The sequence below is a fragment of the Variovorax sp. R-27 genome (assembly GCF_049913215.1).
Lineage (GTDB): Bacteria > Pseudomonadota > Gammaproteobacteria > Burkholderiales > Burkholderiaceae_C > Variovorax.
The window spans coordinates 4,118,700-4,143,599 of record NZ_CP183984.1 but is presented as its reverse complement, the minus strand read 5'-3'; the positions used below and the strand labels follow the sequence as shown (position 1 = coordinate 4,143,599).

Genomic DNA, 24,900 nt, shown 5'->3' with positions numbered 1-24,900 from the left:
ATGCAACGCTTTCAAGGAGCATCGGCTTGACCCACGACAACACCACCGCGAACAACGCTTCGCGCCTGCCCACGTACTTCATCTCGCACGGCGGCGGCCCCTGGCCCTGGATGAAAAAGGAAATGGGCCCGACCTACGACCAGCTCGCCGCCTCGCTGGCCGACATGCCACGCCAGATCGGCCGCACGCCCAGCGCCATCCTCATGGTGTCGGCGCATTGGGAGGCACCTGCCTTCACGGTGCAGGGCAACCCCAAGCCGCCGATGATCTACGACTACGGTGGCTTCCCGGCCCACACCTACGAGGTGCACTACGACTCGCCCGGCTCGCCCGAACTCGCGCAGCGCGTGCAGTCGCTGATCGCTGCTGCCGGCCTGCCGGTGCAGATCGATCCCGAGCGCGGCTACGACCACGGCATGTTCGCGCCGATGGCCGCGATGTACCCGAAGGCCGACGTGCCGGTGGTGCAGCTGTCGCTTCGGCGCGGGCTCGACCCGGCCGAGCACCTGGCGCTGGGCCGCGCACTCGCACCGCTGCGCGACGAGAACGTGCTGATCGTCGGCAGCGGGCTGAGCTATCACAACCTGCGCAACTTCGGCCCGCAGGCGCATGGGGTGTCGAAGGCTTTCGACGACTGGCTCGATGAGGCGGTGGTGAAGAGCTCCGCTGGCGAGCGCAGCGCGCAATTGCTCGACTGGGATTCAGCCCCGGCGGCGCGCATGGCGCATCCGCGTGAAGAGCATCTGATTCCTTTGATGGTGGCCGTCGGCGCGGCCGAGGCGGAGGCTGGCGAGCGTGTGTATCACGAAGACGCCTTCATGGGCGGTCTGGTGGTGTCGAGCTTCCGCTTCGGCGCGTAGAGCTAACCGCGCCGCGCACCATCGGCATCGACCAGCCCCACGCGCGTCTGCCGCCCCCACGTACCGCGCCCCGTCAGGAAAGTCCACCACCCCCAGGCCGCACCCGTGTGGCGCAGGATCTGAAAGGTGAATGGCTCGATCAGCGCAGCCATGAAGGCCTGCGCCATGTTCGCCTCGCTGCTGTGGCCGATCCAGCGCCGGTACAGGTATACCGACCACAGGTGAAAGGCGAGGTCGAGCACGATCTTCGCGCCGATCACGCCGGCCACCGGCGCCAGCACACCGAAGTTACCGCGCACCAGATACATCAGCAGCAGCCCGAAGGCGGCCAGGCCGTAGAGCGGCTGCAGCGTGTCGATGGCTTTCACCGGCAGCATCGCGACGCCGAGCCAGCCGTAGCGCCGGTCACCAACCATCGCTCGATACCAGAACTGCGTCTGCAGGAAGCCACCGAACCAGCGGCGGCGCTGGCGCAGGAAGGCGCCGGTGCTGCTCGGGGCATCGGTGTGTGCCTGTGCGTCGCCCAGCACGCGCACTGTCCATGGCAGGCCGTTCGCCTGCGCATGGCGGTGCAGGCGGTGGATGAGTTCGTAGTCTTCCACCAGGCAGTCGGTGTCGAAGCCGCCCACGGCGCGCACCGCGTCGGTCCTGAAGCCGGCGAAGGCGCCGGAGATCAGCAGCAGGCCGTTGACGCGCATCCATGCATAGCGCGAGAGGAAGTTGCGGATGTACTCATAGGTCTGGAACCACTGGAAGCAGCGGCCGGCCAGCGAGCGGCTACACACCGGGGTGATGACGCCGGTGGCGGCGACGAGGTTCGGCTCTTCGGAGAAGGCTCGGCGGACGGCGCCGATGGCATGGCTGTCGAGCAGCGTGTCGCCATCGACCGTGAGCACGGTGTCGGTGTCGATGCACAGGACGGCCGCGTTCAGTGCCACTGCCTTGCCGCCGTGCGGCAGGCGCAGCCAGTAAAGAGAGGGGTGTGTTGCACTGGCAGCGCTCAGCGAACCAAGTTCGGGCGCGACGAGCCCGTAGTGCGTGGTCAGCAGCTCTGCCGTGCCATCGGTCGAACCGTCGTCCGCGATCACGATGCGGTCGGGTGCGTCGGTCTGGCCGAGCAGGGCAGATAGCGTCACGGGCAGCACGGCGGCCTCGTTGTGCGAGGCGACGATCACGCCCAGCGTGTTGCGCCTCACCGCGGCTGCAGGGGAAGGCGAGGGCCGGGGCCGCAATATCGGCAGCGTCATCCAGGCGACGAACAGCAGCAGCACGGTGTCGTACAGCACGTAGGCCACCCCCACCGACCAGGCCCCGACATTGCCGACCTTGAAGGCCATGGCGAAGAGCAGTGCCCACAGCACGAGCACGCCTCCATGAATGAGCCAGCTTCGCAGTGGCGTGCTGGGTGGAGACAGGCGCGGCGATGCGGCCACGAAGGCGCTTTGGAGAGGATCGTTCAAGGGAAGGTGCCCGGGCGGCTGTCGGTCGGTGGTTCGTTGTCGATACGCAAAAACTCGGCCTGCGGTTTCGAAAGTCCCAAGGCAAAGCCGGGACAATCGCACGCGTCATCGACTGAGTCGCCCCACGCCCGAAAATTCCCCGCATGCTCGCACAAACCCGCTACACCCGAACCGCGATCGCGCTGCACTGGCTGATAGCCGTGCTCATGGCCGTCAACATCGCCCTGATCCTGCTGGTCGACTACTACCCCGACGACTGGGTGCGCCCGGCCGTCGATACCCACAAGTCGATCGGCATCACGGTGCTGGGCCTGGTGATTTTGCGGCTCCTGTGGCGCGCCACGCACAAGCCGCCGGCCATGCCGGGCTCGTACGGTGCGCTCGAACGGTTCGCGGCGCATGCGGCCCACGGCACCTTGTATCTGCTGATGATCCTGTTGCCGCTGTCGGGCTGGATGCACGACTCGGCCTGGAAAGACGCCGCCACCCACCCGATGCAGCTCTTCGGCCTGTTCGAATGGCCGCGCATCGGCTGGATCATGGCCATCGAGCCCACCATGAAGGAAACCTGGCACACCGTGCTGGGCGGCGTGCATGTCTGGGCGGGCTATGTGCTTTACGTGCTCTTCGCGCTGCACGTGCTGGGCGCGCTCAAGCACCAGTTTTTCGACGGCGAGGCCGAACTCCAGCGGATGCTGCCATGACCACACAAGAAGAAACCGAGGCCCGCGAGGCCATCGCCCGCATCGACGCGCTGTCGACCCACTACGACCCGGTGCACGAGGGCGTGCGCGTGCGCTGGCGCCGCTTCGGTACCGACACCGCCCGGCCCCCGCTGGTGCTGCTGCACGGCGGCCATGGCAGCTGGATGCACTGGCTGCGCAACGCCGAGGCGCTGTCGGCCGACCGCACGCTGTGGCTGCCCGATATGCCGGGTTTCAACGAATCCGATGCGCCACCCCGCGTGGCGCCGGGCGAAGACTCGCTGCCACCGCTGCTTGATGCGCTCGGCGGCACGCTCGATCAGCTCATCGGCGCGGGCACGCCCATCGACCTCGGCGGCTTCTCCTTCGGCGGCTTGACGGCTGCACGGTTCGCCGTGCGGCGCGGAGCCATCCGCCGCTTCGCGCTCGTGGGCAGCGGCGGCCATGGCACGCTGCGGCGCATGACGGCTCAGATGATCAACTGGCGCGCCGCCCCGGACCGGGAGGCGGAACGCGCCGCATTGCTGAACAACCTGGCCGCGCTGATGCTGCACGACCCGGCAGCCATCGACGCGTTGGCCTTCGAGATCCATGACATCTCGTGCCATGGCACGCGCTTTCGCAGCAAGGAGGTGTCGCAGTCGGGCGGGCTGCAGCAGGCGCTCGGTACGCTGGGCGTGCCTACGCTGCTGCTGTGGGGCGAGTACGACGTCACCGCCGACCCGCGCCCGCTGGTGGCGCGGCTGGTGGCCGAAGGCCCGGGGCGCGAAGGCGTGGTGATCGACGGCGCCGGGCACTGGGCGCAGTACGAGCGCGCCGACGAAGTCAATGCGCGGCTGCTGGAGTTCTTTCGCTGAACCCTATTGCTGCTGCTTCACCAGCCCCAGCTTGCGGATGATGTCGCCCCACTGCTCGTAGGTCGCGCGCGTCAGCGCGGCCAGCTCCGCGGGGCTCGACGACTCGGCCTCGTACGCGCCCTGGCGGAAGAAGTCGCGCGTGGCCGGCATCGCCAGCACCTGCGCCAGCGCGGCATGCAGCTTCTCGACCACCGGCGCCGGCATGCGCGCCGGTCCGTAGAAGCCCAGCCAGCTCGGCATGTCCACGCCGCTCACGCCCTGTTCGCCCATGGTGGGCACGTCGGGCAGCATCGGGCTGCGCTTGGGCGCCGCTACGGCCAGCATGCGCACCTTGCCGGTGGCCGTGTTCTGTATGGCGTTGGGCGCGGCATCGAAGTAGTACTGCACGCGGCCTGCGAGAAAGTCTTTTGCGGCGTCGGCGCCGCCCTTGTAGGGCACGTGCACCACGTCCAGTCCGGCTTGCCGCGCGAAGGCCTCGCCGTAGATATGCGACGAGGTGCCGGTGCCGAAGGAGGCGTAGCTCATCTTCCCCGGGTTGGCCTTGATGTACGCCACCAGTTCCTGCACCGTGCGCGCCGGCACGCTCGCATGCACGGTCAGCACCAGCGGCCCGCGCGCGCCTAGCGAGATCGGTGTCAGGTCCTTGAACGGGTCGTAGCGCACCTGCGCCAGCGTCTGCGGGTTCTGCGCCACGACGGAGGAGGGCGCGTACATGAAGGTGTAGCCGTCGGGCGCGGCGCGGATCACCTCTTCAGTCGCAAGGATGAAGCTCGCGCCGGGCCGGTTCTCGACGATCACCGGCGTCTGCAGCACCTCGCCGAGCTTGTTGGCGACGAAGCGTGCCTGCGAGTCCGACGCGCCACCTGCCGCCAGGCCCAGCACGATGCGAATGGTGCGGTCCTTGTCCGGAAAAGGTGCGGCGGCATGGGCTGCCAGCAGCGGCATGGCCGCGCCGAGCGCAAGCCAGGCGGCAAAGCGGCGGCGATCAAGAAGGGAGCGCATGCCGCTCATTGCTTGGCCAACCCGACCTGCTGCACCATCGCACCCCAGCTGTCGTAGGTCGAACGCGTGATGCCGGCAAATTCCTCCGGCGTGGTGCCCCCCGCCTCGTAGCCGCCGCTGCGATAGAACTCGCGCACATGGGGCATCGCCAGCACCTTCGCGAGCGCCGTGTTGAGCTTTTCGACCACCGGCGCCGGCATGCGCGCCGGCCCGTAGAAGCCCAGCCAGCTCGGCAGGTCGAGGCCCGCGTAGCCTTGCTCGGCGAATGTGGGTACGTCGGGCAGCGCGGCAATGCGCGCGTTGGCGGCCACCGCGAGGATCTTCACCTTGCCCGTGGCCGAGGTGATGATGGCCGACGAGGCCGAGTCGAACATGTACTGCACGCGCCCGCCGATCAGGTCTTTCGCCGCGTCGGAGCCGCCCTTGTACGGGATGTGCACCGCGTCGATGCCGGTCTTCTTCACGAAAGCCTCGCCGTAGATGTGCGACGAGGTGCCCGCGCCGAACGAGGCATAGCTCACCTTGCCGGGGTGCGCCTTCACGTAGGCCACCAGTTCCTTCACGTTGTTCACCGGCACGCTGGTGCTCAGCGACAGCACCAGCGGCCCGCGCCCGCCCATCGAGATGGCGGTGAAGTCCTTGAACGGGTCGTAGGGCACCTGGGCGAATGTGTGCGGGTTCTGCGCCATGGTGGACGAGGGCGCGTACAGCAGCGTATAGCCGTCGGGCAGGGCGCGCGACACCTCGTTGGCCGCCAGCATGGTGCTGGCGCCGGGCTTGTTGTCGACGATCACGCTGGTGCCCAGCACCTCGCCGAGCTTCTGCGCCACGATGCGCGCCTGCGCGTCCGTGCCGCCGCCGGCGGTGAAGCCCACGACGATGCGAATGGGCTTGCCGCGCGCCGGAAAGTCCTGTGCCACGGCCAGTGATGCAAGGCCCAGGAAGGCTGCGGCGCCGAGGGCCGAGCCGAAGGCACGGCGGGTGCCGTGAAGTTTCTTCATCGATGTCTCCGTTGGATTTCTCTTTCTATATTGATCTTGAAAACCATAAAAATCCATATTTACTAGGGAATACCCCAGATATTTGGCTTTTGAGTTTGACAAAATGGAAAGTGAAATCAAAATACGACGAAACAAGCCAAGCCGAGAACGCATTCATGAAAACTGTCGTCCGTACCGACGAGCGCATCCTGTCCTCCGACATCTTCGACCGCGACAGCCGCGTCAAGCGGCCTGACCACGGCAGCTGGGCCGAGCCCGGCAAGAGCATCCCGGTCTATCACCGCTGCGGCGTGCTGGTGGTGGGCGGCGGCCCGTCGGGCACGGCGGCCGCAGCAGCAGCGGCCCGCGCGGGCGCCGATGTGGCGCTGCTGGAGCGCTACAACCACCTGGGAGGCCTGTCGACCGGCGGTCTCGTCATCTGGATCGACCGCATGACCGACTGGGAAGGCAAGCTGGTGATCCGCGGCTTCGCCGAAGAGCTGTTCGACCGACTGCCGGCCGACGCCATCGCCGGCCCCTCGCCTGCAGACTGGGGCTCGCAGGACACGGCCAAGGCCGCGCACTGGTCGCAGCGCACTGCCGCCTATCACGGCGTCGTCACCTGGTCGCCCACCATCGACCCCGAGCGGCTGAAGCTGCTCTCGCAAGAGATCGTGCTGGAGCGCAAGGTCAAGCTCATCTACCACTCGTGGGCCGCCATTCCCATCGTGCAGGACGGCACCGTCAAGGGCGTGGTGTTCGAGAGCAAGGAAGGCCGCATGGCCATCATGGCCGACGTGGTGGTCGACGCCACCGGCGACGGCGACCTGTTCGCCCGGGCCGGCGCCGACTACGTGAACGACATCGAAGAGGCCGACGTGCACCACTGCATGAACACCTCGTGGCTCTTCGGCGGCGTGGACATGAACCGCTGGATCGAGTTCAAGGCCGGCCAGCCCGAGGCCTTCACCGCCTTCATGGCGGGCGGCCGCGAGCAATGCGGCCTGTTCGAGCGGCCTTTCGTCTCGTGGCGCAACGACGTTGCCCTCTTCATGGGGCCGCGCCAGTCGGGCTACTCGGCGCTCGACGTGGACGACCTCACTGCCGTGGAAGTGCGCTCGCACCGCGCCATGGCCGCGCACCTGGACTACTTTCGCGCCCATGCACCGGGCTTCGAGAACGCCTACCTGATGCTGAGCGCGCCGCAGATCGGCGTGCGCCATGCGCGTCGCCTGAGCGGCGTGGGCTCGGTGCTGCGCAGCCAGTGGCCCGACGGTGTGCCGCTGGCCGACGAGATCGGCGTGTCGCCCGCGGTGTCGCCCAAATTTCCGAACATCTCCATTCCCTACGGCGCGTTGGTGCCGCAGAAGCTCGACGGCCTGCTGGCCTGCGGGCGCCACATCTCGTGCGACCGCAACTCGCACGGCTTCATGCGCGAGATTCCCCAGTGCTGGATCACCGGCCAGGCCGCGGGCGTGGCTGCGGCGCTGGCATCGCGCGGCGGCATCGCGCCGCGCTTCATCGACGTGGGGGCGTTGCAGTCCGAACTGCTGGCCCAGGGCGTGTACCTGCGAGCCGGGGCACCCGGAATTGGGCAGGGCGCGGCGTCGCCTGCAACGGCCGAAGCCGGCGCCTGAGCCATTGACCATGACCCCGGACGCCCTCTCTTCGCGAGCCTCTACATTGGAGAGTCCTGAGAAGAGTCTTGCAAAGGGTCCCTCCATGTCCACTGAAAAAAACGACACCTCCTTTTCCGCAGCCGAGCCGGCCGAACCGGTGGAGGTGCGCGGCGAGCGCTCCGACACCGTGAGCGCGCTGGAGCGCGGCATCTCGGTGCTGCGCTGCTTCAGCGAAGAACGCCCGGTGCTGGGTCATGCAGACATTGCGCGCATCACCGGTATTCCGCGCCCCACCGTCAACCGGCTGGTCGCCACGCTGCTCTCGCTGGGCATGCTCAAGCCCGCGCAGGCGGCCGACCGCTTCATGCTCGGGCCGGGCGTGGTGTCGCTGTCGCGCGTGTTCCTCGGCAGCCTCGACGTGCGCGCCGCAGCCCGGCCCAGCATGCAGGCGATGGCGGAGGAGGTGGGTGCCTCGGTCTACCTTGCGATCCGCGACGGCATGGAGATGGTGCTCATCGAAGCCTGCCGCCCGCGCTCGTCGATGCTCTCGGCGCGGCTCGACGTGGGCTCGCGCGCGCCGCTGGCCAACTCGGCGCTCGGCCGCTCGTACCTTTCAGCATTGCCCGAGGTGCAGCGCAACCAGCTGATCGATTCGATGCGCCTGCTGCGTGGCCCTGAGTGGGACAGCATCGCGCCGAACATGAATCGCGCCATCGGCGAATCGAAGCGGCTGGGCTATTGCCTGTCGCTCGGCGAATTCCACCGCGAGATCAACTCCGTGTCGGTGCCCCTCATCGGGCCTGACGGCGAAGTGATGGCGCTCAACGGCGGCGGCGCTGCCTTCGTCTTCACCGAGGAGCGCCTGCGCAACGAACTCGCACCGCGCCTGCACGACATCGCGCTGAGCATTGCGCGCGACATCGGCGGCCACGTGCCCACACCCTCGCCGGGCTAGCAGGCCCGGCCGGGGTTCACCCCCCACGACACAGAAGAACGGAGACACAGGCCATGCACCTGAGCGATGAAGAAAAAGCCATGTACGACGGGCGCGACGGCCCGGCCGTGCAGAAGGCGATGGACCTGCTGATGCGCTACGGCGAGGCATTGGGCGCCGAGCGGCTGGTCGAGACGCGCAACGTCTGCGCCACCATCACATCGACCACGCCCTTCCAGCGCGACTTCGCGCTCGCCAAGGGCGGCGGCATGGATGCGGTGTTCTCCGAGTTCAGCCTCGACAGCCAGGAAACGGTCGAGATCCCGAAGTTCAAGGTCTTCACCAGCCACCTGCAGCTGGGCTTCGACCCCGGCCAGCCCGAGCGCATGGGCGTGAGCGAGGAGATCGTCCAGTTCTACAACAGGAGCGAGCGGCACGCTGCCGGCTTGGGCGCGCAGATCATGAACACCTGCACGCCTTACCAGGTCGGCAATATCCCGACGCGCGGCGAGCACTGCGCGTGGATGGAGTCGTCGGCGGTCGTGTATTGCAATTCGGTGCTGGGCGCGCGCACCAACACCGAAGGCCGCGAGAGCACGGGTGCCGCCATGCTCACCGGCCGCATTCCGTATTGGGGCTACCACCTCGACGAGAACCGCCGCGCCACGCACGTGGTCGAGCTAGACATCGAGGTCGAGTCTGTGCAGGACTGGGGCCTGCTCGGCTACTACATCGGCGAGCACGTGCAGGAGCGCGTGCCGGTGGTGCACAGCAGGCGCGGCATTGGCCGCGTACCCAACCTGCCGCGGCTCAAGCACTTCGGCGCCGCGGCATCTTCATCGGGTGGCGTGGAGATGTATCACATTGCCGGCATCACGCCCGAGGCGCTCACGCTCGAGCAGGCGCTCGGCGGCCGTGCGCCGGTCGAGGTGCTGCGCTACGGCGAGGCCGAGCGCCGCGCCACCTACGAGAAGATCAACGTCACGGGCAAGGACTCGGAAATCCAGTACGTGATGCTGGGCTGCCCGCACTACACCATCGAGCAGATCTGGGAGGCCGCGCAGCTCATCGAGGGCCGCAAGGTGCATCCGAGCTGCGAGCTGTGGATCTTCACGCCGCGCGCCATCAAGTCACTGGCCGATCGCAACGGATACACGAAGATCATCGAGGACGCGGGCGGAATCATCATGAGCGACAGCTGCTCCGCCATGAGCCGCGCCGTGCCCAAGGGCACGAAGACGGTGGCGCTCGATTCGGCCAAGCAGGCCCACTACCTGCCCGCCATCCTCGGCGTGCAGGCCTGGTTCGGCAGCACGGCCGAATGCATCGATGCCGCCTGCACCGGCCGCTGGAACGGAGGCTACGCATGAGCGACGCAGTCATCACGGAGAAAACCATCGTCATCCGTGGCCGCAAGGTGGTGGGCGGCGTAGCCGAGGGCGAGGCCCTGGTCACGCGCGACCGCATCTCGGGCTGGGGCGGCATCGATCCGCGCACCGGCACCGTCATCGAGACGCGGCACGAACTGCGCGGCCAGAGCTTCGCGGGCAAGGTGCTGGTGTTTCCGGGAGCCAAGGGCTCGTCGGGCTGGTCGGCGATGTTCCACATGACGCGGCTCATGAACTCGGCGCCGGCAGCATTCCTCTTCAACGAGATGACGACCAAGATGGCGCTGGGCGCCGTGGTCACGCACTCGCCCTCGATGACCGACTTCGAGCGCGACCCGCTCGAGTGCATCGCAACCGGCGATTGGGTGCGCGTGGACGCCGACCGCGGCGTGATCGAGATCACCAAGAAGAACAACGCATCCGGAGATCGCTCATGACCCGCCCCCTGCGCAGCAACTTCCCGCGCGGCTCCTACCTGTGGTCGGTGCGCAATGCGCACTGGCGCGCGCTCGGCATTCCGGAAGAGGATTGCGAGAAGCCCAAGATCGCCGTCGTCAACAGTTCGTCGGAGCTGGCCGCCTGCTTCAGCCATCTCGACCGCGTGGCGGGGGAGATAAAGGCCGCGATCCGCGCCGCGGGCGGCATTCCTTTCGAGATCCGCACGGCAGCGCCCAGCGACTTCATCACCGGCGCCGGCGCGCGCGGCGCCTACATGCTTGGCGCACGCGATCTGGTCACCAACGACATCGAGGTGGCAGTCGAAGGCGCACAGCTCGACGGCATGGTGTGCCTCACCTCCTGCGACAAGACGGTGCCGGGCCAGCTCATGGCTGCCGCTCGGCTCAACATTCCGACGCTGCTGGTGCCCTGCGGCTACCAGCCCAGCGGCGAGTACCGCGGCAGGCACATGGACATCGAGGAGGTGTTCATCGGCGCGATGCATGCCGTCACGGGGAACCTGCCTGTGGAAGAACTTGTAGGCATGAGCCGGGAGGCGATCCGCGGGCCTGGCGTGTGTTCGGGCCTGGGCACCGCGAACTCGATGCACATCGTCTGCGAAGCGCTCGGCATGGCCTTGCCCGGCAGCGCGCCGGTGGCCGCGCTGAGCGAGAAGATGATGGCCGACGTGCGCGCCGCGGGCACGCGCATCGTGCAGATGGTGTGGAACGACCTGAAGCCGCGCGACATCCTCTCGCCCGGCGCTTTCGTCAACGCGGTGCGCGCGGTGCTTTCCGTCGGCGGCTCGCTCAACACCGCCAAGCACCTGCAGGCGATAGCGACCGAGGGGGAGTGCGGCGTCGACGTGTACGGCCTCTTCGAAAGCCTCGGCCCCACGACACCGGTGCTGGCCGGCGTGCGGCCCATCGGCGAGCATTCCATCGAAGCCTTCGAGGCAGCGGGCGGTTGCCGCGCGCTGATGAAGCAGCTCGAACCCTTGCTCGACACCAGTGCGCTGACGGTCACCGGTGGCACGGTGGCAGAGAACCTGCGCAACGCCGAAGTGGCCGACGCCGAAGTGATCCGCTCCATCGACCGCCCGGTCGCACCGCTGCCGGCCATCGTGCTGCTGCGCGGCAACCTCGCGCCCGAATCGGGCCTCATCAAGACCGGCATCGCAGAGCGCAAGGTGCGGCGCTTCACCGGGCCGGCCGTGTGCTTCTGGACATCTGACGCAGCCATCGCCGCGCTGAAGAAGGGCGAGATCGTGCCCGGCCAGGTGGTCGTGATGCGCGGCGCCGGCGCCTGCGGCGGTCCGGCCATGGGTGGCGGGGCATCGCGCGTGGTCTTCGCTGTCGATGGCGCGGGCCTCGGCGACCAGGTCGCACTGCTCACCGACGGGCATCTCTCGGGCCTCGTCTGCAAGGGGCTCGTGGTGGCCGAGGTGTCGCCCGAAGCCGCGCTGGGCGGCCCGCTCGGGCTGGTGCGCGACGGCGACGTGATCACCATCGACCTCGACGCGCGCCGCCTCGACATCGCGCTGACCGACGCCGAACTCCAGGCCCGTCGCGCCGACTGGCAGGCGCCGCCGCCGGCCTTCGACACCGGCTGGCTGCAGCAGTACCGGCGCAACGTGAGTCCGCTCTCCAAGGGCGCAGTGCTCGTGCGCACCGAACGCCCCGAGCCCTCGAGCTAGACCTTTTTCATCCCCGGCCTTCGCCAACCGGTGCGAACCCCCGTTCGCACCCGGTGGCGCAGCCCTGCGCGCGATTCCAGAGTTTTTCAACCGAAGAGAAGAAGCAGGAGACAAAAAACCATGAAGAGATTTTTGATGTGGTCGGCGCTGGGGCTGGCAAGCAGCGGCGCGGCGCATGCGCAATCCAGCGTCACCGTGTTCGGCGTGGTGGACCTCGGCATCCAGTACACGAGCGGCGCCGGCAGCGGCTCGGTCAAGGCGCTGTCGAACGGCGGGCTCTCGACCAGCCGGCTCGGATTTCGCGGCACCGAAGACCTGGGCGGCGGACTGCGCGCGGGCTTCTGGCTCGAAGGCAGCCTGAACCCCGACAACGGCACCGGCCGGCCGAGCAACAGCAACAACCAGACGAGCGGCGCGGGCGCGGCAGGGCCCATAACCTTCGACCGCATGTCCTTCGTGAGCCTCTCGTCGGACACGCTGGGCGAAGTGCGGCTGGGCCACGACTTCATTCCCACGCACTACAACAGCATCTACTTCGACCCCTTCAACGCCAACGGCGTGGCGCGCGCGGGCAACCTCACCTTCGCGGGCGCGGGCACCGGGCCGCTGCCCACGGCCATCACCGGCAGCAACACGGTGAGCTACTGGCTGCCGCCCAACATCGGCGGCTTCTACGGCATGGCGATGGTCGGCACCGGCGAGAACGACTCGACTGTCGCGAACCGCGACGACGGCAACTTCGCCGGCGCGCGCTTCGGCTTCGCCTCGGGCGCATTCGACATCGCGGCGGCCGTCACGCGCTCGCACTTCGACGCCACCACCACCATCGGCAACTACACGCACGCCAACATCGGCGGCTCGTGGGATGCGGGCTTCGCGAAGTTCTTTGCGCTCTACAACAAGGTGACGGTGAAGCTCGCGGGCGGCACGGTGCGCAAGAACACCACCGAGATCGGTGCGCACATCCCGGCTTTCGAGGTCGGCCGCATCCGCATCAGCTATGCCTACCTCGACGACCGCAGCGACGAGAGCCTGCGCAACGCCAACGGCATGCCGCGCAACCGCGACGACGCGCGGCAGTTCGGCATCGGCTACGTGCACAACCTCTCCAAGCGCACCGCGCTCTACGGCACCTATGCGCGGCTGATGAACAGCGGACAGGCGCGCTATGTGGTCAGCGGCGGCGTTGCACCGGGCGCAGGGCAGCGCTCGTCGGGGTGGGAATTCGGTGTGCGGCATCTCTTCTGAACCAAGGAGCCTTTCATGCGACGCAGAACCCTGACCATGGCGATGCTCCCGGCTCTTGCGGCCGCGATGCTGCCCGGCGCGGCGGCCTGGAGCGCCGATGCATATCCGAACAAGCCGCTGCGGCTGATCGTGGGCTTCGCGCCCGGCGGCGGCGCCGATGTGCTCACGCGAATCATCGCGGAGGGGCTGTCGAAGCAGCTCGGCCAGCAGGTGATCGTGGAGAACCGGCCCGGCGCCGACGGCGTGCTTGCGGCGCAGGCCACCTCGTCGGCCAGGCCTGATGGCTACACGCTGCTGATGGGCACCAACACTGCGATGGTGGCGGCGCCAACGCTGCGGCCGACGCCGCCCTACGACCCGTTCAAGGCCTTCACGCCGATCAGCTCGGCCGGGCAGTTCTCGATGTTCCTCGTGGTGCCGACGAGCCTGCCGGTGAAGAGCGTGAACGAACTGCTGGCAATGGTCTCGGCCAAGCCGGGCGCCTACAACTCGGCATCGAGCAACAGCGCTTCGGAGCTTGCGATGCTGCAGCTGCTGGGCGACCGCAAGGTGGTCAACGCGCGCTACAAGGGCGACATGCAGGCCATGACCGACCTGTTGGGCGGGCAGATCCAGATGATGTTCACCACCGGCACGCTGGCGCCGGGCTTCGTGAAGGAAGGGCGCATCCGCGCGCTGGTAACGCTGCTGCCGCAGCGCAGCGGCCTGCTGCCCGACGTGCCGACCGGCGGCGAGCTGGGGCTGGGCAAGCTCACCATCACGCCGTGGGCCGGCTTCTTCGGGCCGCCGGGGCTGCCGCAGGCGATTACCGACAAGCTCTCGCTGGAGCTGCAGAACACGCTCAAGCGGCCCGACGTGCATGCCCAACTGGTGCAGCAGGGCTTCGAGGGCTACGGCATGAGCCCCGCGAAGTTCGCCGAGTTCTTCCGCACGCAGTACGACGCCTTCGGCGCCACCGTGCGGGAGCACAACGTCAAGTTCGAATAGCGGCGGCCTCGCGGCGCCAGAAGGCTGCATCGGGGAAGGTGCCCGCGCCGGCCGCGGCGTTGTCCGCCATGTGCTCGCCGCGGCTGGTGCCGGGAATCGTGCAGGTCACGGCCGGGTGGCTCAGCACGAACTTCAGCAGCACCTGCGCCCAGCTCGTGCAGCCGATCTCGCCGGCCCACGCGGGCAGCGGCTTGTCGCGCAGACGGCGCAGCAGGCCACCGCCACCGAAGGGCATGTTGACGATCACCGCCACGCCGCGCTCGGCCGCCAGCGGCAGCAGGCGCTGCTCGGCCTCGCGCGCGTCGAGCGAATAGTTGATCTGCAGAAAGTCGAGCTTCTCGGCGCGCAGCACGGCCTCGACCTCGTCGTAGGCCGAGGCCGTGTAGTGCGTGATGCCGATGTAGCGCACGCGGCCTTTCTCCTTCCAGCCGCGCAATGTGGCGAGGTGCGTGCGCCAGTCGACGAGGTTGTGCACCTGCATCAGGTCCATGCGCTGCGTACGCAGCCGCGCGAACGATTGCTCCATCTGCGCAATGCCGGCCTCGCGGCCCGAGGTCCAGACCTTGGTGGCAAGAAAGGCTTTGTCGCGCTGCTTCGCTGCGGCCAGCAGTTCGCCGGTGGTTTCCTCGGAGCGGCCGTACATCGGCGAGCTGTCGATCACCGTGCCGCCGGCCGCGAACAGGGCGTCGAGCACGCCGGGAAGGCGCTTGTATTCCTCGCTGCCGGGGCGCTGGTCGAAGCCGATCCAGGTGCCGCAGCCGATCACGGGCAGGGCTTCCTGGGTGGAGGGGATGGGGCGGGTGTTCATGGCGGACTTGCTCTGCGGTTGTGCGGAGGCGGGGAGCGCGGCGCTTGCGCACAGCGCGGCGCCCAGGCGCAGCAGTTCGGCGCGGGTGAGAGGGAAATCCTTCGAGGGCGGCATCGGCGGCCAGTATCCGACGATGGGGCAAAAAGAGAAAAGCAGCTTTCTTGTTGTGGGTCATGAAATACTGTATAAAAATACAGTTAACAGTCTTCACCATGGGCCTTCCTTTCCTCGACTCCTTTTCCGCTGCCGCAGGCCGTGGCGTCTGGCATGCCGACGAACTCGGCCTGGCCGACGCGCAGGTCGTCGCCACCGGCCACACTGCGCTCGACGCGCAGTTGCCGGGTGGCGGCTGGCCGGTCGGCGCGATGACGGAGCTGCTGCAGGCCGCGCCCGAGGCTCATGTCTGGCGGCTGCTGCTGCCCGCGCTGGCGCAGGCGGTGCAGGCGCGGGGCGGGCCGGTGGTGCTGGTCGGCGCGCCTTATGAGCCTTGCGGGCCGTCGCTCGCGGCGCAGGGGCTGCCGGTGGAGGCCCTCATGTGGATCAGGAGCGAGGCCCCGGCCGCCCGGCTGTGGGCCTGCGAGCAGGCACTGCGCTGCGCGGACATCGCCGCCGTCGTGGCCTGGCTGCCGCAGGCGCGGGTGGGTGAGCTGCGGCGGCTGCAGCTGGCGGCTGCGCAGCACGAGGTGCTGCTGTTCGTGTGCCGGCCCGAATCGGTCGCGCTGTCGGCCTCGCCGGCGCGGCTGCGCATTCGTGCCGGGCGCTGCGAAGCGGATGCGTCGCAGATCGAGCTGCACATCCTCAAGCGTCGTGGCCCGCCGCTGGCCGCGCCGGTGATGCTCCCGGCGCGCAACGAACGCATGACCGCATTGCTGGCCGCCGCCCGGCTGCGGCGCAAGCTGCGTCTGCAGCAACTGGGCACGGTGCCGGCCGGCGAGTCGGCAACCTCGGCGACCGTGGTGCGCATCGACGCGTGGAAAGGAGGCCCGGATGCACTGGATCGCCTTGCGGTGGTCGCTTGACGCCGACACGCCCGATGCTCCTGTCTTGCCCACGCCCGAAGCGCTGGGCTGGTGGGCGCTGCAGTACACGCCCCACGTGGCTTGGCAAGACGAGGCACTGATGCTCGAAGTCTCCGCCTGCGAGCGCCTGTGGGGCGGGCGGTTGCAGCTGATGCGCCAGTTGCTTGCCGACAACCCCGCGCCCGACGTTCGCATGCAGGGTGCGCAGGGCGCCACGAGCCTGATCGCGCTGGCCCGGCTGCGCCTGTTCGTGCGACAGGAAAAGCGGCCGCAGGAGGTGCCGGCCGGGCTGCCTCTCGACACTCTGAGCGCCGCGCGCGAACACCTCGACCTGCTTGCGCGCCTGGGTTGCCGCACTTGGGGCGAGGTGGCGGCGCTTCCGCGCGGCGGCCTCACGCGGCGCTTCGGCGCAGGGCTGCGCGAGGCGCTCGACGCCGCATGGGGCCTGCGCCCCGAAAGCCATGCCTGGCTCACGCTGCCCGACGTGTTCGAGCAGAAGCTGGAGCTGCCCGCGCTGGCCGAGACCGCGCCCGAACTCATGTGGTCGGCCAACCGGCTGCTGTCGGCCCTGCAGATCTGGCTGCGTGCCCGCCAGCGTGGTGCGCGCGCGCTCGAACTGGAGTGGACGCTCGATCTCAAGCGCTTCAATGGCGTGAACCTGCCGCCGCACCAGCAGGTCACCGTGCGCACGGCCGAGCCCACGCAGGACATGGCGCACCTGCGCCGCCTGCTGTCCGAAAAACTGGCCCTCACCACGCTGGCCGCGCCCGCGAGCTGGCTCAGGCTGCACACGCTCGAAACCGATCCGTGGGCTGGCGCCAGTACCAGCTTTCTGCCGGAAGACAACCGCAAGGGCGACAGGCTGCACGAGATGGTCGAGCGGCTCAGCGTGCGGCTCGGAGCGCAGCAGGTGGTGGTGCCGTCGGCGCAGGCCGACCACCGGCCCGAGCGCAAGCAGGCATGGCGGCCCGCGCTGCAGAAAGAAAAGGAAAAGGCGCCCGGTGACAAGGTCCGCAAGGAAGCAAAGGCCGCCAGGGCCGCGGCGTCGCAGCCCGATGCCATCTACCCGCCGTGGCTGCTGCCCGAGCCGCTGCTGCTCGAAATGGACGGCGAGCGCCCGTGCTACCGCGGCCCGCTGAGCAGGCTGATCGGGCCGCAGCGTGTCGAGACGGGCTGGTGGGGCGACAAGGAAGACGGCGGCCAGCCCGCGATGCGCGACTACTACGTCGCGGAAAGTCCCGAGGCCGGGCTGGTGTGGATCTTTCGCGAGCGGCCCGCCGCGCGCTTTTCTTCCGGCGAGGTGCGCTGGTATCTGCAGGGCTTCTATGCCTGACCTGAGCGGCAAGCAACTGCGCGGGCGCAACTCGGCCAAGGTGCATGCGCTGCCGTTGCCGCTGCGCAAAAAAACCGCGCCGACGCTGCCGGACTATGCCGAGCTGCATTGCCTGACCAACTTCAGCTTCCAGCGGGGCGCTTCGACGCCGGAGCAGATGGTGGAGCGGGCCTACCAGCTCGGCTATATCGCGCTCGCCATTACCGACGAATGCTCGGTGGCGGGCATCGTGCGGGCCCATGTGGCCCTGCGCGACCTTCCGGCGAAGCTGGCCGAGCATGAGCGCGAGCATCCCGACGAGCCGGAGATCCCGCGTAACTCCGCTTTCCGCCTGCTGTTCGGCAGCGAGTTCCAGTTCGAGCGCTTCAAGCTCGTGGTGATCGCAAACGACACCGAGGGCTGGGGCAACCTGTGCGAGTTCATCACCGCCGCGCGCAACACCGAACTGCCCAAGGGCGAGTACCGCGTGAGCTGGGAAGACAGCGACGTGGCTTCGCTGCAGCACTGCCAGGTTCTTTTCGTGCCGCAGCGCAACCCCGGCGGTGCGATGAATGTTGCGACGCTGCACGAAGACCTGATGGCCGCCAAGGCGCTGTACGGCGAAAACCTCTGGCTGGCCGTGGAGCTGTTCAACGAACTCGACGATGACCTCTGGTTCGTCACGCTGATGCAGGCGGGCGAGGAAACAGGCGTGCCGCTCGTGGCCGCCGGTGACGTGCGCATGGACGTGCGCTCGCAGAAGCCATTGCACGACGTGCTGACGGCGGTGCGCGAAGGCAAGACGGTGGCCGAATGCGGCTTTGCGCTGCAGTCGAATGCCGAGCGGCATCTGCGGCCGCGCATGCGGCTGGCGGAACTTTATTTTCAGGAGATGCTGACGAACACGCTTTTGGTGGCCGGGCGGTGCAGGTTCGACCCTGAAGTGATCCGCGAGAACTACAAGTACCCGCTTGAGAGCGTGGGAAACCACGAGACGCCGGCGCAGACGCTGGTGCGCAAGACGTGGGAAGGGGCACTCGAAAGGTATCCGCTTGAAAGGTATGCCTCGGGTATTCCGGAGAGCGTTTGCCGGCAGGTCCGCAAGGAGCTCGATCTCATCATCGACCTCGAATACGAGATGTTCTTTCTCACGGTGGAAAACATTGTCGGCTTCGCAAAATCGCAGAAGATCCTTTGCCAAGGGCGTGGGTCATCCGCGAACTCGGCGGTGTGCTACTGCCTTGGCATCACAGCTATCGACCCAGATAAGGGCACGCTCCTGTTCGAGCGCTTCCTGAGCCGCGAACGCCGCGAGCCACCCGACATCGACGTCGACTTCGAGCACCAGCGGCGCGAAGAAGTCATCCAGTACATCTACGAAAAATATGGCCGCGACCGTGCCGCCATCGCCGCCGTCGTCATCTGCTATCGCGCACGCAGCGCGTTGCGCGACGTGGGCAAGGCCATCGGCATCGACGAGCGGCTGATCGACGAGTTCGCGAAAGACCACTACTGGTTCGACGAGACAGTGCTCGGCGAGCAACTGCGCCAGGCTTCGGCGCGCGTCGGTGTCCAGGAGGACGAACTCAAGCTGATGCACTGGATCGAGATGACGCAGCGGCTCAAGGGCTTTCCGCGCCACCTGAGCCAGCACGTGGGCGGCTTCGTGCTCACGCACACGAAGCTCACGCGGCTGGTACCGGTCGAGAAGGCGTCGATGAAAGACCGCTCCGTCATCCAGTGGGAGAAGGACGATCTCGAAGCGATGGGCATGCTCAAGGTCGATGTGCTCGCGCTCGGCATGCTCAGCGCGATCCGCCGGGGGCTCGCTCACATGAATCGCTGGCGGGGCTCGATGCTGGAGATGCACCAGATACCGAGCGACGACCAGAAGGTGTTCGACATGATCTGCGACGCCGACACCATCGGCGTGTTCCAGATCGAGAGCCGGGCGCAGATGTCGATGCTGCCGCGCCTGAAGCCGCGCACGTACGAAGACCTGGTGATCGAGGTTGCCATCGTGCGGCCCGGGCCCATACAAGGCGGCATGGTGCATCCGTATCTCAAGCAGCGGGAGCGCAAGCGCAACAACCTGCCTATCCACTATGAGAAGGAAGAGCTGCGCCCTGCGTTGGAGCGAACGCTGGGCATTCCGATCTTCCAGGAGCAGGTGATGCAGATCGCCATGATCGCGGCCAAGTTCACGGCCGACGAGGCCGATCAACTGCGGCGTGCCATGGCTGCATGGAAGCGCAAAGGGGGGCTCGACAAGTTCCACGACAAGCTCGTGAATGGCATGGTCGATAACGAATACCCCAAGGCATTCGCCGAAGCCATCTTCAAGCAGGTCATGGGCTTCGGCGACTACGGCTTCCCCGAAAGCCACGCCGCCAGCTTTGCGCTGCTGGTAACGGTGAGCAGCTGGCTCAAGAACTACGAGCCGGCCTGCTTCCTCGCCGCGCTGCTCGATTCGCAGCCGATGGGCTTCTACAGCCCGTCGCAGCTCGTTCAGGACGCACGTCGCCATGGCGTCGAGGTGCGCCCGGTCGACGTCACACGCAGCGAACTCGACACCACGCTCGAAGCCCGTGATCCCGATGTGCTGCGTTCTCCAGGCATCGATCCACGCTACATCGACCGCCTCGGCAACGAGAACCAGCCTGCGGTGCGGCTGGGCCTGAACCGCATATCGAGCCTCAGCAAGGGTGGCGCCGAGCGCCTGCTCAAAGCACGCGACCAATCGCCCTTCACGAGCACCGAAGACCTTGCCCTGCGCGCCGAACTCGACGGCAAGGACATGGCCGCGCTGGCCGCCGCCGATGCGCTGATGTCGCTCTCGGGCCATCGGCGCCAGCAGGTGTGGGACGCCACCGCGCAGCACCGGTCGCAGGCTCTGCTGCGGGGCGTGCCGATCAACGAGCAGGCGCTGCTGCTGCCGGCCGCGCCCGAGGGGGAGGAGATCGTCGGCGACTACGCGGCGCTCGGCCTCACGCTGCGCCGCCATCCGCTCGCGCTGCTGCGCCCGCGCCTTGCGCGCATGAAGCTCATGAGCGCGGCCGAACTGCGTTCGCTGCCCAGCGGGCAGACCGCGCGCGCCTGCGGCATCGTCAAGGGACGGCAGCGCCCACAGACCGCCAACGGCACCATTTTCGTCACGCTGGAGGACGAGACGGGCAATGTCAACGTCATCGTCTGGAGCCATGTCATCGAGGCCTGGCGCGAGCCGCTGCTCAAGTCGCACCTGCTCGCAGTGCAGGGCACATGGCAGCGCGACGACGACAGCGGAGGCAAGGTGCAGCACCTGATCGCCACGGGCTTCAGGGACCTGACGCCGCTCATGGGCCGGCTCGCGCAGAGCAACACGAGCCGCGACTTTCATTGACGCGGGAAGGGAACGACCGAATGCAACCGATCGTTCCATGCCTCGCGCCTTCCTCCGCTTTTCGCTAACCTGTTTCCGCCATGTCCGCACTTGCCGCTTTCGACCCCATCGTCGCCACGCCCATCGGCCCGCCGCCTCCTGCGCCCGACGTGCCCGTGCCACCACCGCCGCCGCCCATGCCACCGCCGGAGGGCGATCCGCCGCCAGTCGTGCCGCCTGTGATCGACCCCGGCTTTCCGCCACCGGTGGTGGAGCCTCCACCTATGCAGAAGGCCGGGACGGCGGTGCCGTTCGGCAAGCCGCATGCGCGGCGCCTGCGCGAGATCTATCGCTCGGCCGGCTGGCCGTGCTGCGACACCGTCGAAGTCGAACTGCTCGCCGGCGGCTATCTGGAGCGCGTGCGCACGGTGCACGGCCACGAGACGCTGCGCGTGACCGACACCGGCATTGCGCGCATCGCCACCACGCTCACCATCAACCGCGCCGCGCTGTCGCCGCACGAAGCGCTGGTGGAGCGCGTGGCGCGCGAGATGACGCGCGGCGGCCGCATCGCATGGCGCGGCCTGGGCCTGCGCGCCCGACTGCCGCCGCTGGAAGAGGGCGGCAAGCCGCGCTGGTGCGTTGCGCGGCCCGATGTGTTCTCCATCCGCAATACCAGCGTGGAGGCTTACGCGCACCCCATCGTGCACGAGGTGAAGGTGAGCCGCGCCGACCTGCTGGGCGACCTGCGCAAGCCCGACAAGCGCGCGGCGTACCTCGACCTGGGCGGCGAGTGCTGGTACGTGCTGGGCAACGACGCGAAGGGCCGCTGCATCGCCAAACCAGAAGAAGTGCCGGCCGAATGCGGCGTGATGGTGCTGGAGGGCGAACGCCTCGTGGTCGCGCGTGCAGCCGTGCATCGCTCGTTCGATCGCATTCCGTTTGCGGTGTGGCTCGCGCTGGCCAAGGCGCAGCCGATTGCCGGATTCGAGGACGACGTGCAGGACATGCTGATCTGACGACCTCGGGCCGGGTCAGGTGATGTCGTCGTAGCTCCGGTGCGCGATGGCGACGACGTCGCCAGGCAGGAACTGGCTCTGCATCTGGCGCAGGCCTTCTTCGCGGTCTTCAGCACTGGCCGTGGCATCGAACATCTGGTCGCAGAACTCGAGCACGTCTTTTGCGATGCGTTCGTAGCGGTAGTAGGCGAGGGCGACGAGGTCGATGTCTTTCGATCCGTAGCCTTCGTAGAACAGCGCTTCTTCCTGCGGCTGGTTCCACATGTGGCCGACGCCACCGCCGATGAACATCAGGTCGCGCTCTTTCGGGGCGAGGATGAGCGTGTCCCAGTCGACGATGGAAATGCGGTCGCCGTCGCCGACGAGAACATTGCCCGCGTGGAGATCGGAGTGGCACAGCACCAGCTGCGGCGGGCGTTCGAGCAGGATGGAGGCGAGCTGTTCGCCGCGATAGACGACGGTGTCGATCTCTTCCGCATGCTCCTCCCAGAAGGCGAGGAAGCGCTTGACGATGTCGTCGCCTTTCACGCCGTTGATGAACCGGCGCTGGTAGCGGCGGACGCCTTCACGCCAGTGGTGGGCGTAGTGCTCTTTGGGAAGACCGGCCGACAGCGCTTCGGGTAGTTCGGTGCGATGGATCGCGCCCAATGCGGCGCCGAGCGTGGTCCATTGGCGGTTCGTCAATGTGCGTTCGAAACCGTTCTTGCCGTCGAAGAAGGGATAGAGCGCCCAGTCGAAACCGTGGCTTTGCGTGCTCAACTGCTGGCTCGTTGTGGGCAGCGGCGCCATCACGGCTTCGATGCCTTTGTCGTGGTGAAGGAAGGCAGGGACCGCGACGACCGGCTGGTCGAAATCGCCTCTGCGCAGCTTGAGGAAGTACGCGGCGCCGTCACTCGCATTGATGCGAAAGACGGTGGAGTTCACATCCGCGCCGAGGGGCAGGAATTCGATGCGGGCGTCGTGCAGGCCATAGGCATCGGCGAGGTATTGCGCGATGGTTTCGCGCGACAGGTCGGGGGGCGTCAGCATGCGGCCACTGTAGCGCCGGACGAATGCCGCACCTCAGTGCAGAGGATAGGAGCCGAGGGGTTCGTGGCGAAACGGATACGTGAAGTGCGAGCGGACCAGTCGGAACTCTGTTGCCGTCCAGCGGATGGGCTTCAGGGAAGTGGGCCTTGCTGCGCGTTCGGCGTCCCGTGCGATCGTGACGTGCGGCGTCCATCCGCGGACATGGACATCGAGTGAAAAGCCGGCTCGCACCAGCGCACGACTGATGTCGTACTGAAGGCGCCGCAAATCTTCATGCTCCGACGGTTGCACTACCGAGGCGTCGTTCGACCATGTGCAGGAGCGGTCGAGCGTGAGTTGCAGTGGCTGCATCGACACTTCGGCGAGCGCGGCGCGCAGACGTTGCTCGGCGTTGCCCTGCTGATCGGGGAGGTACTGGAGCGTCAGGTGCAGGCGGTCTACGGGCGGAAAGGAGCAGCCTCTGGGCCACCACCAGTTCTTGCGGTGCGCCTCTATTTCAGCTTGCACTTCCCTGGCGGGAAAGAGTCCGACGAGAAGCTTATTGGACTCGGCCATCGGGCGCTTCTTCAGGATTCAGGCGGCCACCAGCTCTCGGCCGTCGTGCGGATGACGCGCGCTGCCTGCACGCGAATGTCTCCCTTGTCACGGGTCACCTTGAAGGGCCAGGTCGAGATCCGACCCGTACGGGAGGGAGGCTGCAACTGGTGCAACCTGGAGAAAAAAAGAACCTGCGCAGTGGGCGCAGGCGGATTGGCGGTAGTCATCGGCGTCGCCTTGAAGTTGTTCTTGGAGACGACGAATTTTAGAGAAATACTGTATTTATGTACAGTATTTTCAGGGTCGTGCAGGCGTGCCCAGCAGAGCATCCAGGTCGACAGCCGCTGCCATCGCCCTGTAACCCGCATCGCCCGGATGCAAGTGGTCGCCCGAGTCCATCGCCGCCTTCAGCCGCGAGGGCCGGGCCGGGTCGCGCAACACCGCGTCGAAGTCGACCACGGCGTCGAACGCGCCGCCTTCGCGGATCCAGCGGTTCACGGCCTGGCGCACCTTGTCCTTCTCAGGCGAGTAGTGGCCTTCGAGCGGTGTGCCCTCCAGCGCGCGTTCGGTCGGCGCGATGGTGCCGGCCATGATGCGCACGTTGTGGGCATGGGCCAGCTCCGCCAGCTGCCGCAGGCCCTGGATGACGGCTTCCGCGCGCACGGCGGGTTCGTTTGGTGCGAACGGGCCGCCGGGCCAGCCGATGTCGTTGGTGCCCAGCAGCACGATCATGGCGCGCACGCCCGGCTGGGCGAACACATCGCGGCCCGCGCGTTCCAGGCCGGCGTGGCCCATGCCGTCCTTCAACAGGCGGCCGCCGGAGATGCCAGCGTTCAGCACAGCGACATTGCGTCCCACCAGCCGCTCGGCCAGCGCGTCGGGCCAGCGGGTATTGGCGCTGGGCGTGGAACCGTTGCCGTCGGTCAGCGAATCGCCGAGGGTGACGACGGTGGTTGGTGGCTGGGTTGTCTCGACGATCAGGCCGCTGACGTAGACACGGGTGCTCCATTGCGTTGCCGCTGCCGGCAGGTGCGCGGCGCCGGTCAGGTCGCCATCGGCCACGTAGGCGGTCTGGCGCGCATCGAAGTGAAAGCCCGCGGGCTGGCTGGGCCGCGGCATATAGAGGGACACGGCAACTTCGCCGAGTGCGGGCAAGGCGATGTCCACCGGGTCGCTGACCAGCCGCGCGCCGGGCGGGATGGTAACGTCGGCCTGCCCGCCGAAGCGCAACGGCCGGTCGCTGCCCTCGACGACAGCCGAGCCTTCGGCATGCCGGGCCACGCGCGCTGTGCCGATGTACAGCGGCGCCACCCCGCCTTCGTTGCTGATCACCACGCGCAGCCGCGACCCGCCGATGCTCAGCCGCGCCACCTGGCGCACGGTCTGCCGGTTGAACTGGAAGGGCAGGCCGGTGGGCAGCACGAAGTCGCCGTTCCATATGGGTTGCGTGCTGGCCATCCAGCTGGGGCTCCAGTAGGCCGCCGGTTCTGCTGTTGAAGTTGCGGCTGTGGCGGCCAGGGTGAACGCGAGGGCGCCGTGGCGCAGGATCGATGCGAGTGTCGATGTGGTCATGAGAAGAGGTCCTTGGATGAAAGCTGAAGCAACGCCCTGACTTTCTTTCATGCGTATCCGGATGGGTAGA

At 67.6% G+C, this 24,900-nt stretch carries 21 protein-coding genes; 14 read left to right on the top strand and 7 right to left on the bottom strand.

Annotated features, from left to right (window positions below; genetic code table 11):
* The first annotated feature begins 26 nt into the window (after positions 1 to 26).
* Positions 27 to 860: a DODA-type extradiol aromatic ring-opening family dioxygenase gene (locus ACN9MV_RS19410; RefSeq protein WP_307615483.1), complete on the top strand. Its 834-nt coding sequence runs from the start codon at positions 27 to 29 to the stop codon at positions 858 to 860.
* A gap of 2 nt (positions 861 to 862) precedes the next feature.
* Here the strand turns inward: ACN9MV_RS19410 and ACN9MV_RS19405 are convergent, their stop codons facing one another.
* A complete protein-coding gene (locus ACN9MV_RS19405) occupies positions 863 to 2,320 on the bottom strand; it encodes a glycosyltransferase family 2 protein (RefSeq protein ID WP_426389040.1) in 1,458 nt (485 codons plus the stop codon).
* A 143-nt stretch (positions 2,321 to 2,463) separates the two neighbouring features.
* On the opposite strand from ACN9MV_RS19405, the gene ACN9MV_RS19400 reads away from it, so the two are divergent.
* Both ACN9MV_RS19400 and ACN9MV_RS19395 read left to right on the top strand, forming a co-directional pair.
* Positions 2,464 to 3,024, top strand: coding sequence for a cytochrome b (locus tag ACN9MV_RS19400; RefSeq protein WP_093055740.1), 561 nt, complete (start codon positions 2,464 to 2,466; stop codon positions 3,022 to 3,024).
* Complete coding sequence (locus ACN9MV_RS19395; protein WP_093073396.1) at positions 3,021 to 3,881, top strand: alpha/beta fold hydrolase; 861 nt, start codon at positions 3,021 to 3,023, stop codon at positions 3,879 to 3,881. The genes ACN9MV_RS19400 and ACN9MV_RS19395 overlap by 4 nt, the downstream gene beginning before the upstream one ends.
* Before the next feature lie 3 nt (positions 3,882 to 3,884).
* Here the strand turns inward: ACN9MV_RS19395 and ACN9MV_RS19390 are convergent, their stop codons facing one another.
* Both ACN9MV_RS19390 and ACN9MV_RS19385 read right to left on the bottom strand, forming a co-directional pair.
* The gene (locus tag ACN9MV_RS19390) at positions 3,885 to 4,892 is read right to left on the bottom strand and encodes a Bug family tripartite tricarboxylate transporter substrate binding protein (RefSeq protein ID WP_426389037.1); all 1,008 of its coding nucleotides are present in this window, start codon (positions 4,890 to 4,892) and stop codon (positions 3,885 to 3,887) included.
* Positions 4,889 to 5,884, bottom strand: coding sequence for a Bug family tripartite tricarboxylate transporter substrate binding protein (locus ACN9MV_RS19385; protein WP_426389035.1), 996 nt, complete (start codon positions 5,882 to 5,884; stop codon positions 4,889 to 4,891). Before ACN9MV_RS19385 ends, ACN9MV_RS19390 begins: the two co-directional genes overlap by 4 nt.
* Positions 5,885 to 6,039: 155 nt before the next feature.
* On the opposite strand from ACN9MV_RS19385, the gene ACN9MV_RS19380 reads away from it, so the two are divergent.
* From ACN9MV_RS19380 to ACN9MV_RS19350, 7 genes are all read left to right on the top strand, one after another.
* Entirely contained in the window at positions 6,040 to 7,500 is a 1,461-nt protein-coding gene (locus ACN9MV_RS19380; protein ID WP_426389033.1) for an FAD-dependent oxidoreductase, read from the top strand.
* An 85-nt stretch (positions 7,501 to 7,585) separates the two neighbouring features.
* A complete protein-coding gene (locus ACN9MV_RS19375; protein ID WP_093176129.1) occupies positions 7,586 to 8,437 on the top strand; it encodes an IclR family transcriptional regulator in 852 nt (283 codons plus the stop codon).
* A 53-nt stretch (positions 8,438 to 8,490) separates the two neighbouring features.
* On the top strand, positions 8,491 to 9,786 hold the full coding sequence (locus ACN9MV_RS19370) for an aconitase X (protein ID WP_426389030.1): 1,296 nt from the start codon (positions 8,491 to 8,493) through the stop codon (positions 9,784 to 9,786).
* Positions 9,783 to 10,241 carry an aconitase X swivel domain-containing protein gene (locus ACN9MV_RS19365; RefSeq protein ID WP_093073405.1) on the top strand — a complete coding sequence of 153 codons (459 nt, stop codon included), beginning with the start codon at positions 9,783 to 9,785 and terminating at the stop codon, positions 10,239 to 10,241. The genes ACN9MV_RS19370 and ACN9MV_RS19365 overlap by 4 nt, the downstream gene beginning before the upstream one ends.
* Entirely contained in the window at positions 10,238 to 11,938 is a 1,701-nt protein-coding gene (locus ACN9MV_RS19360; protein WP_426389028.1) for a dihydroxy-acid dehydratase, read from the top strand. Before ACN9MV_RS19365 ends, ACN9MV_RS19360 begins: the two co-directional genes overlap by 4 nt.
* Positions 11,939 to 12,058: 120 nt before the next feature.
* Positions 12,059 to 13,186, top strand: a complete 1,128-nt coding sequence (locus ACN9MV_RS19355) for a porin (RefSeq protein ID WP_093055759.1) — start codon at positions 12,059 to 12,061, stop codon at positions 13,184 to 13,186.
* 15 nt (positions 13,187 to 13,201) lie between these two features.
* A complete protein-coding gene (locus ACN9MV_RS19350) occupies positions 13,202 to 14,173 on the top strand; it encodes a Bug family tripartite tricarboxylate transporter substrate binding protein (RefSeq protein WP_426389026.1) in 972 nt (323 codons plus the stop codon).
* Here the strand turns inward: ACN9MV_RS19350 and ACN9MV_RS19345 are convergent.
* Positions 14,160 to 15,095, bottom strand: coding sequence for an aldo/keto reductase (locus tag ACN9MV_RS19345; RefSeq protein WP_426389024.1), 936 nt, complete (start codon positions 15,093 to 15,095; stop codon positions 14,160 to 14,162). The genes ACN9MV_RS19350 and ACN9MV_RS19345 overlap by 14 nt on opposite strands.
* Positions 15,096 to 15,193: 98 nt before the next feature.
* Between ACN9MV_RS19345 and imuA the strand changes: the two genes are divergently transcribed.
* The 4 genes from imuA (at position 15,194) to ACN9MV_RS19325 (ending at position 21,692) form a co-directional block, all read left to right on the top strand.
* Positions 15,194 to 16,000, top strand: coding sequence for a translesion DNA synthesis-associated protein ImuA (imuA, locus tag ACN9MV_RS19340; RefSeq protein WP_426389022.1), 807 nt, complete (start codon positions 15,194 to 15,196; stop codon positions 15,998 to 16,000).
* On the top strand, positions 15,969 to 17,333 hold the full coding sequence (locus ACN9MV_RS19335; protein WP_426389020.1) for a Y-family DNA polymerase: 1,365 nt from the start codon (positions 15,969 to 15,971) through the stop codon (positions 17,331 to 17,333). The genes imuA and ACN9MV_RS19335 overlap by 32 nt, the downstream gene beginning before the upstream one ends.
* Positions 17,326 to 20,694 (top strand): error-prone DNA polymerase, encoded by a 3,369-nt coding sequence (locus ACN9MV_RS19330; RefSeq protein WP_426389018.1) that lies wholly within the window; start codon positions 17,326 to 17,328, stop codon positions 20,692 to 20,694. Before ACN9MV_RS19335 ends, ACN9MV_RS19330 begins: the two co-directional genes overlap by 8 nt.
* Positions 20,695 to 20,774: 80 nt before the next feature.
* Positions 20,775 to 21,692, top strand: a complete 918-nt coding sequence (locus ACN9MV_RS19325; RefSeq protein ID WP_426389016.1) for a hypothetical protein — start codon at positions 20,775 to 20,777, stop codon at positions 21,690 to 21,692.
* Between the two features lie 15 nt (positions 21,693 to 21,707).
* Here the strand turns inward: ACN9MV_RS19325 and ACN9MV_RS19320 are convergent, their stop codons facing one another.
* The 3 genes from ACN9MV_RS19320 to ACN9MV_RS19310 all read right to left on the bottom strand — a co-directional run bounded on the left by ACN9MV_RS19320 (position 21,708) and on the right by ACN9MV_RS19310 (position 24,830).
* Positions 21,708 to 22,721: a phosphotransferase enzyme family protein gene (locus tag ACN9MV_RS19320; protein ID WP_426389014.1), complete on the bottom strand. Its 1,014-nt coding sequence runs from the start codon at positions 22,719 to 22,721 to the stop codon at positions 21,708 to 21,710.
* Between the two features lie 33 nt (positions 22,722 to 22,754).
* Positions 22,755 to 23,276, bottom strand: coding sequence for a 2'-5' RNA ligase family protein (locus tag ACN9MV_RS19315; RefSeq protein ID WP_093055986.1), 522 nt, complete (start codon positions 23,274 to 23,276; stop codon positions 22,755 to 22,757).
* A 279-nt stretch (positions 23,277 to 23,555) separates the two neighbouring features.
* Positions 23,556 to 24,830: an SGNH/GDSL hydrolase family protein gene (locus ACN9MV_RS19310; protein WP_426389012.1), complete on the bottom strand. Its 1,275-nt coding sequence runs from the start codon at positions 24,828 to 24,830 to the stop codon at positions 23,556 to 23,558.
* Positions 24,831 to 24,900: the final 70 nt, after the last annotated feature.